The organism is Micrococcoides hystricis (assembly GCF_042434215.1).
GTDB classification, from domain to species: Bacteria; Actinomycetota; Actinomycetes; order Actinomycetales; family Micrococcaceae; genus Micrococcoides; species Micrococcoides hystricis.
On the sequence record NZ_JBHLUB010000001.1, the window covers coordinates 452,665 to 473,857 of the forward strand.

16 protein-coding genes and 2 tRNA genes are annotated in these 21,193 nt (G+C 58.9%); 4 read left to right on the forward strand and 14 right to left on the reverse strand.

Translation table 11 applies throughout. The features are described from left to right. Positions 1-35: 35 nt before the first annotated feature. From rpmA to ACFFFR_RS02090, 3 genes are all read right to left on the reverse strand, one after another. Entirely contained in the window at positions 36-290 is a 255-nt protein-coding gene (gene rpmA / locus ACFFFR_RS02080; RefSeq protein ID WP_377457816.1) for a 50S ribosomal protein L27, read from the reverse strand. A 58-nt stretch (positions 291-348) separates the two neighbouring features. Beyond that, a complete protein-coding gene (gene rplU / locus ACFFFR_RS02085; RefSeq protein ID WP_377457872.1) occupies positions 349-657 on the reverse strand; it encodes a 50S ribosomal protein L21 in 309 nt (102 codons plus the stop codon). A gap of 191 nt (positions 658-848) precedes the next feature. Further along, positions 849-3,551, reverse strand: coding sequence for an Rne/Rng family ribonuclease (locus ACFFFR_RS02090; RefSeq protein ID WP_377457818.1), 2,703 nt, complete (start codon positions 3,549-3,551; stop codon positions 849-851). Between the two features lie 399 nt (positions 3,552-3,950). Between ACFFFR_RS02090 and ACFFFR_RS02095 the strand changes: the two genes are divergently transcribed. After that, complete coding sequence (locus tag ACFFFR_RS02095) at positions 3,951-4,586, forward strand: vitamin K epoxide reductase family protein (protein WP_377457820.1); 636 nt, start codon at positions 3,951-3,953, stop codon at positions 4,584-4,586. Positions 4,587-4,603: 17 nt separating this feature from the next. Here the strand turns inward: ACFFFR_RS02095 and ndk are convergent, their stop codons facing one another. From ndk to ileS, 4 genes are read right to left on the reverse strand one after another with little or no spacing between them, the layout of a single operon-like run. Then, on the reverse strand, positions 4,604-5,020 hold the full coding sequence (gene ndk / locus ACFFFR_RS02100) for a nucleoside-diphosphate kinase (protein ID WP_377457822.1): 417 nt from the start codon (positions 5,018-5,020) through the stop codon (positions 4,604-4,606). A 3-nt stretch (positions 5,021-5,023) separates the two neighbouring features. Next, entirely contained in the window at positions 5,024-5,479 is a 456-nt protein-coding gene (locus tag ACFFFR_RS02105) for a DUF4233 domain-containing protein (RefSeq protein ID WP_377457824.1), read from the reverse strand. Beyond that, positions 5,480-6,862 carry a bifunctional folylpolyglutamate synthase/dihydrofolate synthase gene (locus ACFFFR_RS02110; RefSeq protein ID WP_377457825.1) on the reverse strand — a complete coding sequence of 461 codons (1,383 nt, stop codon included), beginning with the start codon at positions 6,860-6,862 and terminating at the stop codon, positions 5,480-5,482. Positions 6,863-6,865: 3 nt separating this feature from the next. Next, entirely contained in the window at positions 6,866-10,174 is a 3,309-nt protein-coding gene (ileS, locus tag ACFFFR_RS02115; RefSeq protein WP_377457827.1) for an isoleucine--tRNA ligase, read from the reverse strand. A gap of 518 nt (positions 10,175-10,692) precedes the next feature. Between ileS and ACFFFR_RS02120 the strand changes: the two genes are divergently transcribed. The 3 genes from ACFFFR_RS02120 (at position 10,693) to valS (ending at position 15,305) form a co-directional block, all read left to right on the forward strand. Next, on the forward strand, positions 10,693-11,715 hold the full coding sequence (locus ACFFFR_RS02120; protein WP_377457829.1) for a hypothetical protein: 1,023 nt from the start codon (positions 10,693-10,695) through the stop codon (positions 11,713-11,715). Then, complete coding sequence (locus ACFFFR_RS02125; protein ID WP_377457831.1) at positions 11,712-12,464, forward strand: hypothetical protein; 753 nt, start codon at positions 11,712-11,714, stop codon at positions 12,462-12,464. The genes ACFFFR_RS02120 and ACFFFR_RS02125 overlap by 4 nt, the downstream gene beginning before the upstream one ends. A gap of 213 nt (positions 12,465-12,677) precedes the next feature. Next, complete coding sequence (valS, locus tag ACFFFR_RS02130) at positions 12,678-15,305, forward strand: valine--tRNA ligase (protein ID WP_377457833.1); 2,628 nt, start codon at positions 12,678-12,680, stop codon at positions 15,303-15,305. Positions 15,306-15,390: 85 nt separating this feature from the next. Here the strand turns inward: valS and ACFFFR_RS02135 are convergent, their stop codons facing one another. From ACFFFR_RS02135 to ACFFFR_RS02165, 7 genes are all read right to left on the reverse strand, one after another. Then, a complete protein-coding gene (locus tag ACFFFR_RS02135; RefSeq protein ID WP_377457835.1) occupies positions 15,391-15,999 on the reverse strand; it encodes a mycothiol-dependent nitroreductase Rv2466c family protein in 609 nt (202 codons plus the stop codon). 39 nt (positions 16,000-16,038) lie between these two features. Further along, the gene (gene clpX, locus ACFFFR_RS02140; RefSeq protein WP_377457837.1) at positions 16,039-17,334 is read right to left on the reverse strand and encodes an ATP-dependent Clp protease ATP-binding subunit ClpX; all 1,296 of its coding nucleotides are present in this window, start codon (positions 17,332-17,334) and stop codon (positions 16,039-16,041) included. Positions 17,335-17,458: 124 nt separating this feature from the next. Next, a complete protein-coding gene (locus ACFFFR_RS02145) occupies positions 17,459-18,091 on the reverse strand; it encodes an ATP-dependent Clp protease proteolytic subunit (protein WP_377457839.1) in 633 nt (210 codons plus the stop codon). An 18-nt stretch (positions 18,092-18,109) separates the two neighbouring features. Then, a complete protein-coding gene (locus ACFFFR_RS02150; protein ID WP_377457874.1) occupies positions 18,110-18,703 on the reverse strand; it encodes an ATP-dependent Clp protease proteolytic subunit in 594 nt (197 codons plus the stop codon). 264 nt (positions 18,704-18,967) lie between these two features. Then, complete coding sequence (gene tig / locus ACFFFR_RS02155; RefSeq protein WP_377457841.1) at positions 18,968-20,356, reverse strand: trigger factor; 1,389 nt, start codon at positions 20,354-20,356, stop codon at positions 18,968-18,970. A 139-nt stretch (positions 20,357-20,495) separates the two neighbouring features. Next, positions 20,496-20,569, reverse strand: a tRNA-Pro gene (locus ACFFFR_RS02160). A gap of 99 nt (positions 20,570-20,668) precedes the next feature. Next, positions 20,669-20,739, reverse strand: a tRNA-Gly gene (locus ACFFFR_RS02165). Positions 20,740-21,193 lie beyond the last annotated feature (454 nt).

Consider the following 21,193-nt stretch of genomic DNA (forward strand, 5'->3'; position numbering starts at 1 on the left):
TCACCCTCAATTGATTCTACTGACTCAGGCGAGACTTACTCAGCCGGAACAATAGAGACGGTTTTGCGACCGCGGCGGGAACCGAATTCCACGGCGCCTGCGGCCAGTGCGAACAGGGTGTCATCCTTGCCGCGACCGACGTTGGAGCCAGGGTGGATCTTGGTGCCACGCTGACGGACGAGAATTTCACCGGCGTTGACTTCCTGACCACCGAAGCGCTTCACACCGAGGCGCTTGGCGTTTGAGTCGCGACCGTTACGAGTTGAACTCGCACCTTTTTTTGTTGCCATGATTCAAACCTTCTCTGGTTGAAAACGTTGCTACGTTTTTACGGGTGGGCGCCTAGTGTTAGGCGATGGAAGTAACTTTGACCTTGGTCAGCTCTTGGCGGTGACCCTGGCGTTTCTTGTAGCCGGTCTTGTTCTTGTACTTCTGAATAACAATTTTTGGACCGCGCAGGTTTTCAACAACCTCAGCGGAAACCTTAACCTTTAACAGCTCATCGGCTGCGGTTACGACCTTGTCGCCGTCAACCAGCATCAGTGGCTGCAACTCAATGTTGCTACCGGCCTCAGCGGTCACGCGGTCAAGGGTAACGAGGTCTCCTACTGAGACCTTCTCCTGGCGGCCACCAGCGCGGACAATCGCGTACACCACTTGGGAACTCACTTCTCTCGACGTTAACTCTTGGAAACTTTTGTGCTTGTGCGCCTCACTTTGGGCAGATCCACTCACAAGAATTAAGACATCAAGGATCTACTTAGGGCTCAGCACCAGTCATCTAGTTTATGACATCAGACCCCGTCAGACCAAAACTGACACGCCAACGGGATCTATGCCACATCTTCTTATTCGTTTTTCATGACGGAGGCAGGTACTCCAACACCGAGGATTGTCGGCGTCTTTTCGCTGGTCGCCTTGTGTTCGGCCTGCTTCTGCTCCTGCTTGTCCGCAGCTGGTTTCACCTGTGCGGAACGGCGTCCGACCGCCTTCGGCTGATCGTACTCGGCCACCTGAACCTTGGTCCGATCCACTGCGGGAACCGCTGGGGCCTGCTTTTTGGTCTCGGACTCGGCTGCAGGCTTCTTGTCCTGACGATCGTCGTGACGCTGCGGTTGGCGATCCTGCTGCTCGTGCGCCTCGCCCCGGCCTCGACCACGTCCGCGGCGGCGTGGTTTACGGCCCTGGTGCTCGGCACCGGTATCGGTGTCATCTTGGTCACGCTGGGCGGCACCGGCATTCATCTCGGCGCTACCGATACCCAGCTTGTCGATGGCTTCAGACAGACGCTGCAAGTCAGCCTTGCCGCGCGGATCTTCTCGGCGGGCTTGACCGCGTGGAACCGGAACGGCTTCCCCTGCGATCGTCAGGGTTGCTACTTGCTCGGCATCATCCTGCCCAGCTTTCGGTTCTGACTTGGTGTCTTCTTCGCTCTGGACGGTGGCGGCGGCGATGCTTGCCAGCGCGGCGCGGGCCTGTTCGGCACGCGCCTGCTCTGCCGGATCTTGCTCCGGCTGGGCCGGTTCGGACTTAGCAGCCGAAGCGTTCTGATCCTGCTGCTGGTCCTCGCGCTGATTGTTCTTTTGTTCCTGCTGACGTTCGCGGTTGCGGCGTCGGCGCTCGGAACGAGACGAGCGGGAAGAGCGTTCGGAACCGTGAGACTCCCCTTGGGAGTTGTAGGATTTACGGTTCTCCAGCGGTTCGGAATGCGTGAGGATACCGCGGCCTGCACAGCTCTGGCAGGTCTCGGAGAAGACCTCGATCAATCCGGTACCCATGCGCTTACGGGTCATCTGGACCAAGCCGAGCGAGGTGACTTCAGCCACCTGGTGCTTGGTGCGGTCCCGACCGAGGCATTCGATCAGCCGGCGCAACACCAAGTCGCGGTTGGCTTCTAGGACCATGTCGATGAAGTCGATAACGATGATGCCACCGATATCGCGCAGGCGAAGCTGGCGGGCAATCTCTTCGGCAGCCTCCAAGTTGTTCTTGGTGACGGTCTCTTCGAGGTTGCCACCGGAGCCGGTGAACTTACCGGTGTTCACATCCACCACGGTCATGGCTTCAGTCCGGTCGATCACCAAGGAACCACCGGAAGGCAGGTACACCTTGCGGTCTAGGGCCTTGATGAGTTGTTCATCAATGCGGTTCCCGGCGAAGATATCGTCGTCTTCATCCCACTTGTGCAAGCGATCCAGCAGGTCCGGGGCCACGTAGGTGACGTAGGCTTCGATGTTGTCCCAGGCCTCATCGCCCTGGATGACCATCTTGGAGAAGTCTTCGTTGAACACGTCCCGGACGACCTTGATGGTCAGGTCCGGTTCGGAGTACAGCAGCTCCGGGGCCAGGGTCTTGGGCGCGTCAGCCTTTGCTTGGATGTCGCTCCACATGGCGTGCAGGCGGTTGATGTCGTTGACCAGTTCCTCTTCGGAGGCGCCTTCAGCGGCGGTCCGGACAATGACACCGGCGTTTTCCGGCATGTTGTCTTTGAGGATCTTCTTCAGGCGGCTGCGTTCGGTGTCCGGAAGCTTGCGGGAGATCCCGGTCATGGAACCGGAGGGCACGTACACCAGGTAGCGGCCCGGCAGGGAGACCTGTGAGGTCAGGCGGGCGCCCTTGTGTCCGACCGGGTCTTTGGTGACCTGCACCAGGACCGAGTCGCCGGATTTTAGAGCGTTTTCGATTTTGCGCGGCTGACCGTCGAGGCCGGCGGCATCCCAGTTGACTTCACCGGCGTAGAGCACGGCGTTGCGGTTACGGCCGATGTCCACGAACGCGGCTTCCATGGAGGGCAGCACGTTTTGGACTTTGCCCAAGTACACGTTGCCGATCAAGGAGTCTTGGGTGGTGTGGGAAACAAAGTGTTCGGCCAACACGCCGTCTTCAAGGACGGCGATCTGGATGCGTCCCTCCCGTTGGCGCACCATCATCTGGCGGTCAACGGATTCGCGGCGGGCTAGGAACTCCGCTTCGGAGATGCCGCGGTTGCGCCGTGATGACTCGCGGGTCTCGCGGCGGCGTTGGCGCTTGGCTTCCAATCGGGTGGAGCCGCGCACGGATGCCACCTGAGTTGGCCCGGTGGTGTCGGTCTTGGCGCGTGGGGCCCGAACCCGAGTGATGGTATTCGGCGGGTCAGTCTCTGCCCCACCGTCGAGCTCGATATCCATGTCTCCACGGCGGCGACGGCGCCGGCGCCGGGAGACGACCTCTTCTTCCGGCACTTCCTGTTCCGGCTCGTCGTCCTCGTCACGGTTGCGACGGCGCAACGGCTTGTCCTGGGATTCGTCGGCGCTGTCCTGGTCATCCTGCTCGGACGGGCCGGACTCGTTCTTGTCCCGGGAGCGGCCGTCTTGGTTGTTGCGGCGCTTGCGGCGGCGGGAGGATGCGGATTTTCCGCCCTGGTCTTCAGTCTCATCGTCGGAGCAGGACTGTTTCGGCGGTGCTGGTGGCAGCGTGGAAAAGTCTGGTGCCTGAAAAACGAGGTTGACGGCACTTGCGGCGGTCGGTGACTCTTGACTCGAGTTCGTTTCCGTCTGCTGGTCTTGGTCCATGTGTGGTTATAACTCCTGTTGCCCGTACGTTCACGGCCCACCCGCATGAACGTTGAGGCAACGCCCGGTCCCAACGTGTTCCGGCGGCGTTACCCCGCTCTTATGCGGGTGCCAGCCGGTGAAGCTGGGAGTTTCAAAAACTCATTACTCTGCGCGTCCAGCTGGGGCCTGATGCAGATGCAGGAAGAAAAGTAGTCAAAAATTATCTGCGCTCGGCCGCCCATAGCACTGGTATCGCGGTCAGCAGTGGCGCCAGAACGAGGGTGGTCGTCCCTGTGCCACACCCCATTCTCTCACATGGGAGTGATTTTCTACGTATTGCCGAAAATGACGGGCGCTCACCGGTGCCGGTTTATGATGACTAGTGAGCCTTTATCCCGTCATCTTCGTAAGGTCCGCATGAGCACCAACACCGAAACCGCCACCGATTCTGTTCAAGAAACCGAGGTTGAGTCGAGCCCGTGGTACACCAGAGACACGGTGTTCGGTTGGTTCTGGGCCATCACCTCGGTGATCGCGCTCATCGCGTCGGTGACGCTGATGGCGGAGAAGATGGCGGTGCTGGAAAACCCGAACCACGTCACCAGTTGTGATGTGAACCCGTGGGTGTCCTGCGGAACCGTGATGAAGTCCTGGCAGGCCTCCCTGTTCGGTTTCCCCAACCAATTCATTGGTGTGATTGGCTACGCCATGATGGCCGCGATCGGCATGGCCATGGCCGCCGGCGCCAAGTTCGCCCGCTGGTTCCGGATTGGCATGTGGCTGGGCGCCACCTTCGCTCTGGTGTTCTGTCTGTGGCTCTTCACGCAAGCCGTCTGGGTGATCGGTGCGTTGTGCCTGTACTGCATGGTCGTGTGGGCCATGGCCATCCCCATGTGGGTGTACTTGAGCGCGAAACTGTGGTCTGAACGCAAAACAACCAGTCCCCAGACCCGGCGCGTGGTGGCCGAGTGGTCGTGGGTCCTGGTTGTTGTGCTGTATGTGGCGATCACCGGTGCAATCTTGTTACACTTCCGCAATCTGTTTTTTGGCTAAGAGTCGTTCTCTGACGCTTAGTTGTCGCTGAACCAGATCTCCAGTTCGCGTTCTGCCGACAGGGTGGAGTCGGAACCGTGGACAAGGTTTTCCACCACGGCGGTGCCCCAGTCGCGACCAAAGTCACCGCGGATGGTGCCCGGTGCGGCTGAGGTCGGATCGGTGGTTCCGGCGAGGGAGCGGAAGCCCTCGATCACGCGTTCGCCTTCCACCTGCAGGGCGACCAGTGGGCCGGAAGACATGAATTCCAGCAGTGGCTCGTAGAACGGTTTACCCTCGTGCTCTTCGTAGTGAGCCGCCAAGATGGTGCGATTGGCGGTGGTCATCTCCATCTTGGTGATCGAATAGCCCTTGGCTTCGATCCGGCGGATGATCTCCCCGCACAGGTTGCGCCGGACACCGTCTGGTTTGATCAGAACGAGCGTTTTCTCCACTCTTTATTCCTCCACGTTGTTCTCGGCCGCTTCATCATGGGCGGCCGCGTATTCTGCTTCTAGTCTGTCACGCTCGGCGTTCTCAATATCAAGTTGACGGCCCTTGGTGACGGCGTACCACCAGCACAGGCCAAAGCCGATGCCGATGAAGAACATGGTGTAGTCCAAGAACCCGCCGGCGATCAGCACGATCTGTAACGCCCAGCCGATCCAGTACCCCAGAGGTTTGCGCAACAAACCAACCGTGATGAAGGCGATCAGGGCCAGCACCAGACCCGTGACCAGCAGGGGGACCCCACGTTCGTCGTTGCGGTGCAATCCGAACAGGGCCAGCGCGAAGAAGATCAGCACCAACCCTTCTAGGGACAGCACAGTGGTGGCGAACAGAACCTTCACCGAACGCCGTGGTTTGATCTGGCCGGGGCGCCATTCTTGTTGGGCTTTGGTCAGTCGTGCCATTTAGGCAGTTCCCTCTCGTTGTTCTAACAGCATGCGTGCTTCACCAATCACCGTGATGGATCCGGTCACCAGGATTCCCGAACCCAATCCCCCGCCTACCGACTCCGGGTCTTCGGCCCGGGAGACGGCCCACTCCAGGGCGTCATCGAGGCGCTCGGTCAGGTACAGATCTTCTTCCGCGAAACCGGCGTCCAAGGCCATCTCCCCCAGCTCTCCGGCGGGGATGGCCCGCGGGGAGGTTGATTGGGTCAGGCAGATATCTTCGGTCAGCTCGTCGTATTCGGTGTGCAGGACCGCCAGCATTTCGGCGGCGTCCTTTTCCGCCAGGATGCCGACCACCAGAACCAGTCGTTCGAAACCGAAGGACTCTTTGATGGCCTTGGCGCTGGCGGCCAACCCGGCCGGGTTATGCCCGGCGTCCATGATGATGGTGGGTGCCGTGCGAATGATCTCTAGCCGGCCTGGGCTCTTGACCTTCTCGAAGGCTTCTTCCACCAGTTCATGCTCCAGAGGTTTCTCGCCCCCAAAGAACGCTTCGACTGCGGCGATCGCCACGGCGGCGTTCTGGGCTTGGTGCTCACCGAAGAGCGGCAACAGGACCTGCTCGTAGTGGGCTGCCAACCCGCGGACTGTGATCGCTTGGCCACCGACCGCTAGGGTGCGCTCGGTGACCGAGAAGTCGACCGGTTCAAACGCGAACCTCGCATCGTTCTCGCGGGCGGCATCGAGCAGCACTTGGGCCGCGTCGACCGGTTGCGCGGCAGAAACCAGATAGCCATTGGGCTTGATGATCCCGGCCTTTTCCAGCGCGATGTCGTAGGTGGTATCGCCCAGCAAGTCGGTGTGGTCCAGCGCGATCGGGGTGACCACCTGAACTTGGGAGTCCACCACGTTGGTGGCATCGGTGATGCCGCCCAAGCCTACTTCGATGACGGCAACGTCGACGGGTTCGTCGGCGAAGATCGCCAACGCCAGAATCGTCACGCATTCAAAGTAGGTGAGCTTGTTTTCACCGGCGGCGGTCAGCTCCTCATCCACCATGACCAGCAGCGGACGGATTTCGTCCCAGATCCGCACGAAGGTCTCATCACTGACCGGCTCTCCGTCTAGGACGATCCGCTCGGTGACCGACACCAAGTGCGGAGAGGTGTAGCGGCCGGTGCGCAGCCCGTAAGCCTGCAGCAGCGACTCGATCATCCGTGCCGTCGAGGTCTTACCGTTGGTGCCGGTGATGTGAATGACCGGGTACGCCTTGTTGGGTTCGCCCAACAGTTCCATGGCCCGGTACAGCGGATCCATGCGTGGCTCCATCTTGTTCTCCGGGGCACGAGAGAGCAGCTCCGCGTAGACGGAGGCCACCGAGAATTCGGCGTCAGAGTTCATCGACTACTCCCCTACCTTGGTCACGGTGACCTGCGGTGTTGCCGCCGAAGGCTCCACAACGGTGTCCAATTCGACCGTCAGCGTCTCAGCCGTAACCAAGTCACGGTTAGCTTCAACCGCGGCGATAAGCTCGGTATTACCGGTGATGGTCGTGGACACCCGATCATCGACGTTCAGGCCGGCCTCACGGCGGGCGTTGGCGATGGCGCGGATCGTGTCGCGGGCTAGGCCTTCGGCGGCCAGTTCCGGGGTGACCTCGGTATCGAGGACGAGGAAGCCGCCACCGGGCAAGACCGTCACGGATGCCTCACCGGCGGATTCATCAACCTTGGTGGAGAGCTCGTATTCGCCCTCCTGCAGTTCCAGGCCGCCGGCGGTCACGGTGCCGTCCTCAGCCACGGACCAATCGCCGGACTTGGCGCCGCGGATGGCCAACTGGACATCCTTGCCCAGACGCGGGCCGGCAGCGCGGGCGTTGACCACCAGTTGCTGGGTGATCCCGTAGTCGGCAGCCGCGGTGGTGGCAGCATCCTGCAAGTCGACAGACTTCAGGTTCAATTCTTCAGCGATGATCGCTGAGTAGTGCCCGTCCAGCTCGGCGGCGTCCGGAACGACCACGGTCATCTTGGCTAGCGGCAAGCGCACCCGCAGTTTGGCGGCCTTGCGCAACGCCGAACCGTTCGAGCAGATGGTCCGGGTGGTCTCCATCAGTTCTAGTGCGTGTTCGTCCCGTGGGAACAGGTCCGCATCCGGGTAGTCGGCCAAGTGAACGGACCGGCCGCCGGTCAGGCCACGCCAGATCTCTTCGGTGGCCAGTGGCAAGAGCGGTGCGGCGACCCGGCAGAAGGCTTCTAGGCAGGTGTACAGGGTGTCGAAGGCTTGGGTGTCTTCGGCAAAGAAGCGCTGGCGGGAGCGGCGCACGTACCAGTTGGTGACCATGTCCATGTACTTGCGTGACAGGTCGGTGGCATCGGAGATGCTGTAGTCATCCATGGCTTGCTTGACGTCCCGGATCAGTTGGCCGGTGGCGGCCAGCAAGTATTGATCCAGCGGGTCGGTGGAGCTGTAGCGCAGCTGGGCGTCGTAGCCGCCCGGGAACTTCTTGGCCGCGTTGGTGTACAGGGTGAAGAAGTGCCACACGTTCCACAGCGGCAGCAGGACTTGGCGTACTCCTTCGCGGATGCCTTCTTCGGTGACGATCAGGTTGCCGCCACGCAGGATGGATGAGGCCATCAGGAACCAGCGCATGGCGTCGGAGCCGTCCCGGTCGAAGACTTCGTTCACGTCCGGGTAGTTCCGCAGCGACTTGGACATCTTTTGACCGTCGGAGCCGAGCACGATGCCGTGGGAGATCACGTTGGTGAACGCCGGCCGGTCGAACAGTGCGGTGGCCAGCACGTGCATGGTGTAGAACCAGCCGCGGGTTTGACCGATGTATTCGACGATGAAATCGGCCGGGTTGTGGGTGTCGAACCATTCTTTGTTCTCGAATGGGTAGTGCACCTGGGCGTACGGCATGGAGCCGGAGTCGAACCAGACGTCCAGCACGTCTTCCACACGGCGCATCATGGACTTGCCGGTTGGGTCGTCCGGGTTTGGCCGGACCAGTTCGTCGATCCATGGCCGGTGCAGGTCTACTTCACCCTCTGCGTTGACTGGCAGCCGGCCGAAGGCCTCTTCCAGTTCGGCGAGCGAACCGTAGACTTCTCGGCGCGGGTACTCGGGATTATCGGATTCCCAGACCGGGATCGGCGAACCCCAGTAGCGGTTGCGGGAGATGGACCAGTCGCGGGCGTTTTCCAGCCATTTGCCGAACTGGCCGTGTTTGACGTTGGCCGGGATCCAGTTGATCTGCTCGTTCAGCTCGAGCATCCGGTCCTTGAAGTCCGTGACCTTCACATACCAGGAGGTGATCGCCCGGTAGATCAGCGGGGTGCGGCAGCGCCAGCAGTGCGGGTAGGAGTGCACGTAGGAGGATTCGTTGACCAACCGGTCGGTCTCCCGGAGTACGCGCACGATGTCGATGTTTGCGTCAAAGACTTGCTTACCGCCGATTGCGGCGAGCGGACCGTGGTTGAAGATGTGCGGCAGGAAGTTGGCGCCGTCATCGACGGAGAGCAGCACGCGGATGCCGTGGGCTTCACAGACCCGTTGGTCGTCCTCACCGTAGGCCGGGGCTTGGTGTACCACGCCGGTGCCGTCGGCGGTGGTGACGTAATCATCAGCCACGATCTGCCACGCGTTTTCTGTGCCCCATTGTTCGACATCGGTGAAGTAGTCCCACAGCGGCTGGTAGCGAAGCCCGGCCAGTTCGGCACCGGTAAAGGTCGCCACGGTGGCACGGTCGGCAGCCACCGCTGCGGTGGTCTTGGTTTCCTTCTCGTCCGTGTAGCCCAGATCTTTGGCGTGGGCGCCCAGCAGCGCCTTCGCCAGCAGCACCGGGCCGCGCAGACCGGTCTTGGAACCGGCTGGACCCAGCGGCACCACCACGTATTCTTCTTCCGGGTGAACGGCGAGAGCTTGGTTGGTGGGCAAGGTCCACGGGGTGGTCGTCCACGCCAACACCTGAGTGCCAGCCAGTTCGGCGGCAAGCTTGTGGTCGGTCTCCAGAATCGGGAAACCGACGGTCACGGTGGTGTCCTGACGGTCTTTGTAGACGTCATCGTCCATCCGCAGCTCATGATTGGACAGCGGGGTTTCATCTCGCCAGCAGTACGGCAGGACCCGGAAGCCCTTGTAGGTCAGGTCTTTGTCGTGGAGGTTCTTGAACGCCCAGATGACCGATTCCATGAACTCCACGTTCAGGGTCTTGTAGTCGTTCTCGAAGTCCACCCAGCGGGCCTGACGGGTGACGTAGTCCTGCCATTCGTCGGCGTATTCCATGACGGAGGTGCGGCAGGCGTCGTTGAACTTGTCGATGCCCATGGCTTCGATCTGCTGCTTATCCGTCATGCCCAGCTGTTTCATGGCTTCCAGCTCGGCTGGCAGGCCGTGGGTGTCCCAGCCGAAGCGGCGTTCGGTCTTGTGGCCGATCTGGGTCTGGTAGCGAGCCACAATGTCTTTGACGTAGCCGGTCAGCAGGTGCCCGTAGTGCGGCAGACCGTTGGCGAAAGGTGGGCCGTCGTAGAAGACGAATTCGTTCTGGGTGCCGTCGTCATTGTGTGCCGGGCGGTTGTCAATGGAGGCCTGGAAAGTCTGGTCTTCGTCCCAGTACTTCAGGATCAGTTTCTCGATCTCGGGGAAGCGTGGGGAGGCTGGGACGGTCCCGTCCGGGTTGGTAGTCGCCTTGGGGTAGACGCCGCGCTGGCTCATGGTGGTCCTTCGTACGTGTACTAATTCTCCGTAATGCAAGGACGCCTGTGCAAAGGACGCGGTACCACCCTGCTTGCCACTGTCACCGGTGCCGGTCGTGGCCTCTTGTGTGCTGCTGTGACGGGCTGCTCCCGTCCGGTTCTACTTGGGTGAGGAGTCCTCACCTGTTCTTCCGGAACGCTCGCCGGTGATGGCCGGGTCAACGCGTATATTTCTGCGCACAAGTCTACCCTAAAGACGAGCGGCCATTTGCACTGAAGAGTCGAAGTCGTCGACCTGAAAATAGTTGGTTGGACGAACGCATTGATTGGAATTTTGCCCTACAAATCGAAGAAATACAGAAAATCAGATCGAACTATTGTGATGTAGGTCATCTTCAGGCAAACTACTGGAATGGAGGCAGTAATCTGCATTTAGTCTGCGGCAGGTACCGAAGGAAATTTCAAAGTACTTGGAGTAGACGGGGGCACGTGGATGGACGCTCTCCAATCCAAATCGCCCTGAAAGGAATACCTCCAATGTTTCGGCAGCAATTCCCTCGTCGTGCAAGATTCACCACAGCACTGCTTGCGATGTTTCTCATAGCACCCACAACTGCCCACTCCGCTCCCATTAACTCAGTCCCCGACAAAACAGAGGCAACTACAGTTGAGAAAACCATTGCTTCAACACTCGCCACAGAAGATTTTCAGGCAAAAGATGTCTCTCGGTCATCGGAAAAAGCAGTTCTGCAAGACGATGGGATCACGACCTCTGTAACCAAGAATCCAAAGGGTGTCGCCAAGATTGACGTCGACGAACAATTTTCAGCCGGAATTTCCCTTGCCGACACATCAAAGATTGGGGACGGAACCGTGACTCCAGATGGAACTGCGGTTTTTCCTGTGAAACACTCAGCAGACGCCTTCGCTTTCCAGATCTTGGATGGTGGATCCATTACGGCAAGCGCGGTTACGACATCCCCAAAGTCCAGCCGCTCATTCACATATGCACTTTCTCCGGACATCACGCCTGTGATTCAGCGAACTGGCGCGGTAGCATTGTATAAAGACGACTCGTTGGTCGGTGTCGTCGAGCATCCGGTTTCACGAGACTCCAAAGGTCAAGATATCCCGTCCTCGTATTCTGTCGTGGACGGTGACTTGGTCCAAACTACTCATGCCACCGCATCCACCGCCTATCCTTTGGTCACTACAGCAAAAATCGGTGTGTTCCAGACAAAAGGAGACTATGTTCACGTGACACGCGGACAAGCATCCGCTCATGGATGGTGGGTGAGGGGCACTGCCAAGGCGACCACCGCAAAGGTAACTGTCCAACTTCAATACAAACCCACCAAGCGTTCAAGATGGCACAACCGTGGCAAGGCTGGTGTCCGGACGATCAAGCCTGGAACTTCGAAACGCGCAAATGCAAGGATGACATGTCGTTCCAGAGCATCGAAGCAGTGGCGTAGTTGGGTCGATGTCGATCTGGTCGGGTATCTGGACACACCCAACAAGCTATACACGGCATCCCGAACACTGCGCTGCACCCTATGAAAGAGGCACTAGATCCAATCATCATCAGTCTGAGTGGATTTCTGTCTCTGCAAGACCATATTCAGACTGCGATCAGGTCTGAAGAGTTAGAACCAGAGTCGGTGTTCGCCCGATTCGCTGGGACTGGTCAAGCGCTATCGCCACACTGGTTCAAAACCAAACAGCTCGAAGCCCATGAAGCATTTTGGTGTTTTAACAATGGAATCCAGAGCGGGTTTCTGAACGGTGAACTAGCTTGGTTCCAAACAGGTGTCTACAACAAAGAGGCAGCACTCTTGTCAGTTCCCTTGCTTGTTCAGGCGGCTGTGACAGCCACCGAACAGTTGGGAACGTGCTCGTTCCACAGCGTGCGTGTTCAAGTGCCAGGAAGTTCGCATGCAGTTGACGAGGAAACGGTACAACAACTGACCGATCAGTTCTCTGCACTAGGCGATATTAATGCAAGTAAGAAGGTGGAGGCACGGCTTTTCACCTCGACTCGCATTGAACGTTGGTCGTCGGCCGCAGCTAGCTGGTTCAGTGACAAGTATCTGGAACCCATCCTGATGCTCGAAGCGTGCGAGACTCGTGACCGTGTGAAGCTAGACGACCGATGGTGCGTGCGCGAGTCTAAGGGAACTTGTTGTGCCTTATTTACCGTTTCGGAATTCTCCCCCGCAGTAGCCGCAGTTCTTGTCGTATTGATGGTCGAGGCAGGACGCGCTGCAGGCATCAACAAGTCCGTTGTGGTCGAAGTCAGCTGCGTTTGATTCCCCTCTAATGCCGAACTAGGAAGATCAGCAGGAATGATTTCTTGCTGATCTTCCAAAAAATTGGCGAATGACTTCTCTGCCTTGCGTGGCGATGGCCTTAACTCCTTGATGGAACTTTGAGAGCACTTCGTCCGCTTGGATTCGCCTTTCCATTCTGGGTGAAAGCGTGCCGAGATGAGAGTGTTCGACGCTCGTGAGATGATAGGCACCATGGCTGATCAACATCTGGGCACAGACACGCCCAAAAATCTGAATGTTCCTGACAAGCCGGGCCTTGAAGGTCTGGAAGAAAAACTCAACAACCGTTGGGCCGAAGAAGGCACCTACCGGTTCAACCCGGACACCACCCGGGAGCAGGTCTACTCTATTGACACTCCCCCTCCCACCGCATCCGGATCGTTGCATGTTGGTCACTGCTTCTCCTACACCCAGACGGACGTACTCGCCCGCTACAAGCGGATGCGTGGTTTTAACGTGTTCTATCCCATGGGTTGGGACGACAACGGGTTGCCGACCGAGCGCCGCGTGCAGAACTACTACGGTGTCCGCACCGACTCGTCCAAGCCGTACATCGCTGACTACCAGCCTCCGGCTACCCCGGCGAAGAACCAGCGCGACTGGGATGTCATCTCCCGCAAGAACTTTATTGAACTGTGTGAAGAGCTCGCCGTAGAAGACGAGAAGGTCTTCGAAGACCTCTTCACGACGCTGGGGCTTTCCGTCGACTGGGACATGACCTACCGTACGATCGATGACCACAGCCGTGCGGTCTCCCAGCGAGCATTCCTGAAAGAACTCGACTCCGGCAACGCATACATGGCCGAAGCCCCCACCATGTGGGATGTCACCTTCCGCACCGCCGTGGCGCAGGCAGAGTTGGAGGACCGTGAGGTCCCTGGCGCCTACCACCGGTACGCCTTCACTGCTGCCGACGGTGAGAAGATCTTCATTGAGACCACCCGTCCAGAGCTGCTGGCCTCCTGTGTTGCTTTGGTAGCCAACCCTGACGATGAGCGCTACCAGCACCTGTTCGACAAGACCGTGACCTCCCCCATCTTTGAGGTCGAGGTCCCGGTCAAAGCCCACCCATTGGCCAAGCCTGACAAGGGCTCCGGTATCGCGATGATCTGTACGTTCGGTGACTCCACGGACATCACGTGGTGGCGTGAGCTGCAACTACCGACCCGGACGTTGATTGGTCGCGACGGCCGTTTCCAAGCCGAAGCCCCAGAATGGATTACCACCGAAGCAGGCCAGGCCGCTTACGCGGAACTGGCCGGCAAGACCGTGTTCTCCGCCAAGGAAGCAGTGGTCAAGATGCTCACCGAGCAGAACCTGCTCGATGGCGAACCAAAAAAGATCACCCACCCGGTGAACTTCTTCGAAAAGGGTGACAAGCCACTGGAGATCGTCTCTTCCCGCCAGTGGTACATCTCTAACGGTGGCCGAGACAAGACCAAGCGTGCCGAGCTGATTGAGCGCGGTCGTGAGCTCGCCTGGCATCCGGAATTCATGCGCTCCCGGTACGAGAACTGGGTTGATGGTCTCAACGGTGACTGGCTGGTGTCCCGCCAACGGTTCTTCGGTGTGCCAATCCCGGTCTGGTACAAGTTGGACGCCAACGGCGAGCCTGACTACGATCAGGTCATCCAACCAACCGATGCTCAGCTACCGGTCGACCCAATGGCTGATGTGCCGGAGGGCTACACCGAGGAGCAGCGCAACCAGCCGAACGGTTTCGTCGGTGACACCGATGTGCTGGATACCTGGGCCACGTCTTCTTTGACCCCGCAGATTGTGGGTCAGTGGAGCGTTGATGACGCCTTCTTTGAGAAGGTCTTCCCGTTTGACTTGCGCCCACAGGGGCACGACATCATCCGTACCTGGTTGTTCTCCACCGTGGTGCGCTCGAACGACCTACATGACACGGTGCCGTGGAAACACACCGCGATCTCCGGTTGGATCCTAGACCCAGACCGGAAGAAGATGTCCAAGTCCAAGGGCAACGTGGTCGTTCCTTCTGACATCTTGGAGCAGTTCGGCGCAGACGCGGTTCGCTACTGGGCAGCTTCCGCCCGCCTAGGCGCGGACACCGCCTATGAAGTCGCACAGATGAAGATTGGCCGCCGGTTGGCCATCAAGATCCTCAACGCCTCTAAGTTCGCCTTGAACTTGGGCGCCACCGAGGCAGACATCATTACCAGCAGCGATGACCTGAAAGATTTGATCAACCCACTGGATCAGGCCTTGATCAAGAAGTTGGGTCAGGTCAACGCGCTGGCGACTGAAGCGTTCGAGAAGTACGAGTACGCTCGCGCGCTGGACAACATTGAGGACTTCTTCTGGTTCTTCACCGATGACTACGTGGAGCTCATCAAGGAGCGTGCTTACGGTGCCTTCGGTGAGGAGCAGCAAGCCTCCGTCCGGATTGCGTTGGCCACCGCCATGGACGCGCTGCTGAAGATGTTCGCCCCGTTCCTGCCTTACGCCACCGAAGAGGTCTGGTCCTGGTGGCGCGTCGGCTCCGTACACCGTCAGTCCTGGCCAGAACTGGAGTTCTTGGCTGATGGTTTGGCGGAAGCTGACGAAAAGGTCATGGACACCGTAGCCGATGTTCTCGCAGGGATCCGCAAGGCCAAGTCTGAGGCCAAGGTCAAGCAGCGTACCCCGGTCTCCACCGCAACCGTGAATGCCCCGCAGTGGCAGCAGGCTCAGGTCAAGGCTGCCGCCGATGACCTGAAGGCCGCCGGCAACGTGGAAAACCTCGAATACGCTGAAGATACCGAGCTGTCCGTCTCCGATGTAGAGCTCGTAATCGAGCCGGCGCCGGAGGGCTAAGAGCTCGGTAACCAGTCATGACAATGGCCGGTGATCATCCTTATCGGGGCGATCACCGGCCATTGGTTTCTAAGTGTGAGAGGTTTTAGTCAAACTCTGGGTTGGTGGTGCGGGAGCGCTTCAGCTCGTAGAAGTACGGGTACTTGGCCAGTGCCACCGCACCGTCGAACATTTCCCCGGCTTCTTCACCGCGTGGAATACGGGTGATGACCGGGCCAAAGAAAGCAGTGTCGTTGAAGGCGACGATCGGGGTTCCTACGTCGTCACCGACCAGACCGATGCCAGCGTCATGGCTGGTTTTGAGCTGCTCGTCGAACTCGCCGTTCTGGGCGCGCTCGTTCAGTTCCAGTGGCAGGCCGACGGCTTCGTACGCTTCGGCGATGATCTGTTCTGTGTCGCGACGTTCGTCGTTGTGGATCCGGGTGCCCAACTCGGTGTAGATCTGTCCGGAGTGTTCTTCTCCGCCGCCGTAAACGGCGCCGGCGACTGCCCGGGCGAAGATCCAGGCCCGCTTCATGGCTTTGGCGTAGTCTTCTGGGATGTCTCGGCCTTCGTTGAGGATGGTCAGGGACATGGGTTTCCAGTTGACCGTAATGGGACGGACCTGCTCAACCTCTTTGATCCAACGGGAGGTGATCCACGCGAATGGGCAGGTGACGTCGTACCAAAAATTTACGGCTTGTTTTTCAGTCAAGGCTCTCCTGTTGCAGGTTAGTGTGGTGTGCGTGCGCGTTTAGGCGCTCTTACTGCGGCGTTTGGCCGCCAGTTCGTGGGAAATCATGGTTGCTTCTGCACCGCTGCGGACGGTGTCCTCGGTGATGACGACCGTTGCAACATCGTCGCGGCTGGGCAGGTCGAACATGACCGGTTTCAAGGTGTTCTCCATGATGGAGCGCAGACCGCGAGCTCCGGTACCCCGTTCCAGGGCCATCTCAACAACCGCCTGCAATGCTTCGGGTTCAAACTCGAGGGTGACCCCGTCCATCTGGAACATCTTCTGGTACTGCTTCAGCAAGGCATTCTTCGGTTTGGTCAGGATCTCGATCAGAGCTTCCTCATCAAGATCTTGGACCGTGGTGATGACCGGTAGGCGCCCGATGAACTCTGGGATGAGCCCGAACTTCAGCAGGTCTTCGGGACGGACTTCGATCTCGCCCTTTTCTTCCTTGGTCAAGGAGGTCAGCGGGGCTCCGAAACCGATTCCCTTGCGGCCTGCCCGAGACTCGACGATCTCGTCGATACCGGCAAACGCGCCGGCCACAATGAACAACACGTTGGAGGTGTCGATCTGGATGAACTCTTGGTGTGGATGTTTGCGCCCTCCCTGCGGTGGGACGGATGCAACGGTTCCTTCAAGGATCTTCAGCAGGGCTTGCTGGACTCCTTCGCCGGAGACATCCCGGGTGATTGACGGGTTCTCTGACTTACGCGAGATCTTGTCGATTTCGTCAATGTAGATGATGCCCTGTTCGGCCTTCTTCACGTCAAAGTCGGCGGCCTGCAGCAGTTTGAGCAGGATCGTCTCGACGTCTTCACCGACGTAACCGGCTTCGGTCAAGCTGGTGGCGTCAGCGACGGCGAAAGGCACGTTGAGTTTCTTGGCTAGGGTTTGGGCCAAGTAGGTTTTGCCGGAGCCGGTTGGTCCGACTAGCAGGATGTTGGACTTGCCGATCTCCACGTCGTCCAACGGATCTTCTTCGCCGGCCAGCTGGTGGGCGGCGGTCTGGTTGGTGCCGGGTTGGATGCGCTTGTAGTGGTTATAGACGGCAACCGCTAGCGAGAGTTTGGCGTCTTTTTGGCCGACCACGTATTGGTCGAGGAACTCGTATATTTCCCGTGGGGTGGGCAGCTCAAACTCTTCGGTCGCTGCCGGGTCGGTCAGCTCTTCATCAACGATTTCGTTGCAGAGCTCAATGCACTCATCGCAAATGTAGACGCCAGGACCGGCGATGAGTTTGCGGACCTGCTTTTGGCTCTTGCCACAGAAGGAGCATTTCAGCAGATCGGCGCTTTCACCGAGACGTGCCATGATTGCGTGCACTCCCCTTTCAGGGTTGACCGTAAAGTACTATCAATTTTAGGCCAGACAACTCACCGTCGCCGTATTGGATGACATACGGCGACGGTGAGTTGTCTTAATAAGGCCAGTTTTCTTAGCGCTGGATCTTGCGGGAGGCTAGGACCTCATCCACCAGACCGTAGCTGTGCGCTTCAGCTGCCGAGAGGAACTTGTCCCGGTCAATGTCCACGCTAATTTCTTCAGGTGTCTTGTTGGTGTGGTTCGCCAGGGTCTCTTCCATCCAGCGACGAACCCGGCCCAGCTCATTGGCCTGGATCTCCAGGTCGGTCGCGGTACCGCGGTCCCCGCCCATGGATGGCTGGTGGATCAGCACGCGCGCGTTCGGCAGGGCAAGCCGTTTGCCCGGTGCGCCTGCGGCAAGTAGGACGGCGGCCGCGGAGGCGGCCTGACCCAAGCACACGGTTTGCACCTCGGGACGGATGAACTGCATCGTGTCGTAGATCGCCGTCATAGCGGTGAAGGACCCGCCCGGGGAGTTGATGTAGAGCGTGATGTCGCGTTCGGAGTCCATCGACTCCAACACCAGCAGCTGAGCCATGATGTCATCTGCTGCGGCGTCATCCACTTGGGTGCCGAGGAAGACGATGCGGTCTTCGAATAGCTTGGCGTATGGATCCTGACGTTTGAAGCCGTACGGGGTACGCTCCTCGAACTGCGGCAGGATGTAACGTGCTTCGGGGCTGAAGCGTGTGATGTTTTCGTTCACGGTGTCTATCCCTACCTTTTAGTTGTTTACTCCGCCGCCACCAGAGACCTGGCGTGCGCCGTCGGCGATGTGGTCGAAGAAGCCGTATTCCAGACCCTCTTGCGCGGTAAACCACTTGTCGCGCTCGTTGTCCTTCAAGATGGTCTCAACGGACTGGCCGGTCTGTTCGGCCGTGAGCTCGGCCATGACCTGCTTCATGTGCAGAATCAGCTGGGCCTGAATCCGAATGTCGGACTCGGTACCACCGATACCGCCGGATGGCTGGTGCATCAGGATGCGGGCGTGCGGGGTGGCGTAGCGCTTGCCTGGGGTTCCGGAGGAGAGCAGGAACTGGCCCATGGAGGCGGCTAGGCCGGTTGCTACCGTCACCACGTCATTCGGGATGTACTGCATGGTGTCGTAGATCGCCATGCCTGCGGTGATGGAACCGCCCGGGGAGTTGATGTACAGGTAGATATCTTTTTCTGGGTCTTCTGCCGAGAGCAGCAACAGCTGGGAGCAGATCGCGTTAGCGTTCTCGTCCCGCACCTCGGAGCCGAGCCAGATGATGCGTTCTTTGAGCAGCCGCTGATAGATGTAGTCTTCCCGTGCTGCTGGGTCCACAGAAGCCATCTGCGGGGTTGGCAGTTGTGGTTGTGGTGCCACGTGGCGCCCTGCCTCTCTTTTTCTGCTTAGGTGGTCACGCATTTGCGCCCACTTTTTTCTTTCTTCTTGCACATTAGTCGCTCACCATCCTCTTCCGGTGGCGCTGCGCGGCGTTTTCGCTGATGGCGCAGGTTGCGCGGATGTGCTGAAGTTCTGCATTAATGCCGCTGGCCCGGCACCTTCAAAGGGGTACCGGGCCAGCGGGAACTCACCGGTGTGGTGAGCGGGAGATTACTTAGCGGATTCGGCGCTTTCGGCAGAATCTGGGGAGTCTGGGGAATCTGCTGAATCGGCAGAGTCAGCGGAGTCGGCAGACTCGGCTTCTTCGGCCGGGGTCACGAATGAGGACAGGTCAACAGTGTTGCCCTTGGTATCGGTGACGGTCGCGAATTCCAGAACCTTGGCCAGTGCTTTGCGGCGGCGGACCTCACCCATGATGACTGGGATCTGGCCTGCACCGTCGAGCATCTGAGCGAACTGGTTTGGATCCATGCCGTACTGACCCGCGGTGGCGATGACGTATTCAATCAGTTCGCCCTGGTCAACGGAGAGCTCTTCGGCGTTGGCGATTTCATCGAGGATGATTTCGGCCTTGAAGGCGTTGCGGGTGCCTTCTTCAACTTCCTTGCGGTGCTCTTCGGTGTCGTGCTCTTCACCGTGGCCATGCTCGTTGCCTTGGGCGAAGTGCTGTTCGACCTGCTCGGCAATGACGGCTTCTGGGACAGGAACCTCAACGATTTCCTGCAGTTTTTCCAGAACCTTTTCCTGAGCTTCGGCGCCCTGTGCCACGACAAGGTCTTCTTCAACCTTCTTGGTCAGGTCAGCCTTAAGCTCTTCGATGGTGTCGAATTCGGAGGCCAGCTGCGCGAACTCATCGTCGGCTTCAGGCAGTTCGCGTTCCTTGACGGCCTTCAAAACAACCTTGACGGATGCGTCCTTGCCGGAGTGCTCGCCACCGGCCAGCTTAGTTTCGAAGATGGCGTCTTCGTCAGCGGACAGACCGGTCAGGGCCTCGTCGAGGCCATCGAGCATGGTGCCGGCGCCGACCTGGTAGGACAGGTCTGCGGCAGAGTCGACCTCTTCACCGTCAACGGTGGCAGTCAGGTCGATGGTGACGAAGTCATCTTCGGCGGCTGGGCGGTCGACGGTCTTCAGGGTGCCGTAGCGGTTGCGCAGCTCGTCGAGGGAAGCCTGGACAGCTTCTTCGTCAGCTTCTTTGGCCTCAACTTCAACTTCCAGACCCTTGTAGTCTGGCAGTTCGATTTCTGGGCGGACGTCCATTTCGAAGGAAAACTTCACGTCTTCTTCGCCGTCCTTGGTTGGGATCTGGGAGACCTCAACCTCTGGCTGGGACAGTGGGGAGACTTCAGCTTCAGTCAGTGCCTGGCGGTAGAAGTCGTTCAGGCCTTCGTTGACGGCGTTTTCGATGACGTATTCGCGGCCGACGCGCTGATCGATGATGGCTGCAGGGACTTTACCTTTGCGGAAGCCGGGTACCTGGATCTGGTTGGCCAGCTGCTTGTAGGTTGCCTGGATGTGTGGTTTGAGTTCGTCGAAAGGAACTTCAACGTCGATTTTGACGCGCGTGGGGCTGAGTTTTTCCACGGTGCTTTTGACCACGAAGGACTCCTGTAAAGGTTAGTGAAGTGTTTCTTTATTCCCTGAGCACTTTGACTAACCCGCGGCAGAAGCCGCACGTTCGGCTGGCTGCTCCGCACCGAAGTTACCTACCACGTGCGTGGTGCGGGTAACTATAAAGTCGGGATGACAGGAGTTGAACCTGCGACCTCACGCTCCCAAAGCGCGCGCTCTACCAAACTGAGCTACATCCCGTAGACCGAGAATCAGCTTATGCCATGGCCTATGATTTACCAAATCACCGCAGCTGCTATTTCTCATGAAAAAACAGTGCCATCAGATGCACTGTTTTCGAGGGGATGACGGGAATCGAACCCGCGTTATCAGTTTGGAAGACTGAGGCTTTACCATTAAGCTACATCCCCGGTAACAGAAGATAATACTACCTGCGCGCCGGGTTCGGACAAAATCAACAACACGCCGATTTGCGAACTTTTTCTTCACCCGGGCAGAAGATCGGGGATTCACGCAGACGGCAGATCCCCGATTCTCCTATCATTGCTCAGACGGTATCGCGATTATCCTTAGGTCTCTCGTTGCCTCCGAGCTGCTACGGCTGCCGCCCCGAGCGTGAGCAGCGCTGCAGATCCCAAGACTCCAGCCAGAGCCGTGCTGTCTTTCTCGCGCTGACCACCGTCCGTGTGAACTCTCTCAGGTACTGGACGATGCACAACCTTAGGCGCAGGTTTCTGCTGCACTGGTTGGGCCTTTACCGGCTCATCGTAAAAATGAGTGTATTTTGGTTCTGAATCCGCCGGTGTCCAGGAGTGCTCTGGTGATGTAGTGCAGCAGGTTGCGGAAGCCCAGAGCGGTGCCGCG

Excerpts from the sequence above, each read along its gene's own strand:
- ACFFFR_RS02110 (WP_377457825.1), bottom strand. The coding sequence starts at position 6,862 with ATGAACTCTGACGCCGAATTCTCGGTGGCCTCCGTCTACGCGGAGCTG.
- clpX (WP_377457837.1), bottom strand. The coding sequence starts at position 17,334 with ATGGCACGTCTCGGTGAAAGCGCCGATCTGCTGAAATGCTCCTTCTGT.
- ACFFFR_RS02120 (WP_377457829.1), top strand. The coding sequence starts at position 10,693 with ATGTTTCGGCAGCAATTCCCTCGTCGTGCAAGATTCACCACAGCACTG.
- ACFFFR_RS02105 (WP_377457824.1), bottom strand. The coding sequence starts at position 5,479 with ATGGCACGACTGACCAAAGCCCAACAAGAATGGCGCCCCGGCCAGATC.
- ACFFFR_RS02150 (WP_377457874.1), bottom strand. The coding sequence starts at position 18,703 with ATGGCTTCTGTGGACCCAGCAGCACGGGAAGACTACATCTATCAGCGG.
- ACFFFR_RS02090 (WP_377457818.1), bottom strand. The coding sequence starts at position 3,551 with ATGGACCAAGACCAGCAGACGGAAACGAACTCGAGTCAAGAGTCACCG.
- ACFFFR_RS02095 (WP_377457820.1), top strand. The coding sequence starts at position 3,951 with ATGAGCACCAACACCGAAACCGCCACCGATTCTGTTCAAGAAACCGAG.
- ACFFFR_RS02125 (WP_377457831.1), top strand. The coding sequence starts at position 11,712 with ATGAAAGAGGCACTAGATCCAATCATCATCAGTCTGAGTGGATTTCTG.
- ileS (WP_377457827.1), bottom strand. The coding sequence starts at position 10,174 with ATGAGCCAGCGCGGCGTCTACCCCAAGGCGACTACCAACCCGGACGGG.
- valS (WP_377457833.1), top strand. The coding sequence starts at position 12,678 with ATGGCTGATCAACATCTGGGCACAGACACGCCCAAAAATCTGAATGTT.
- rpmA (WP_377457816.1), bottom strand. The coding sequence starts at position 290 with ATGGCAACAAAAAAAGGTGCGAGTTCAACTCGTAACGGTCGCGACTCA.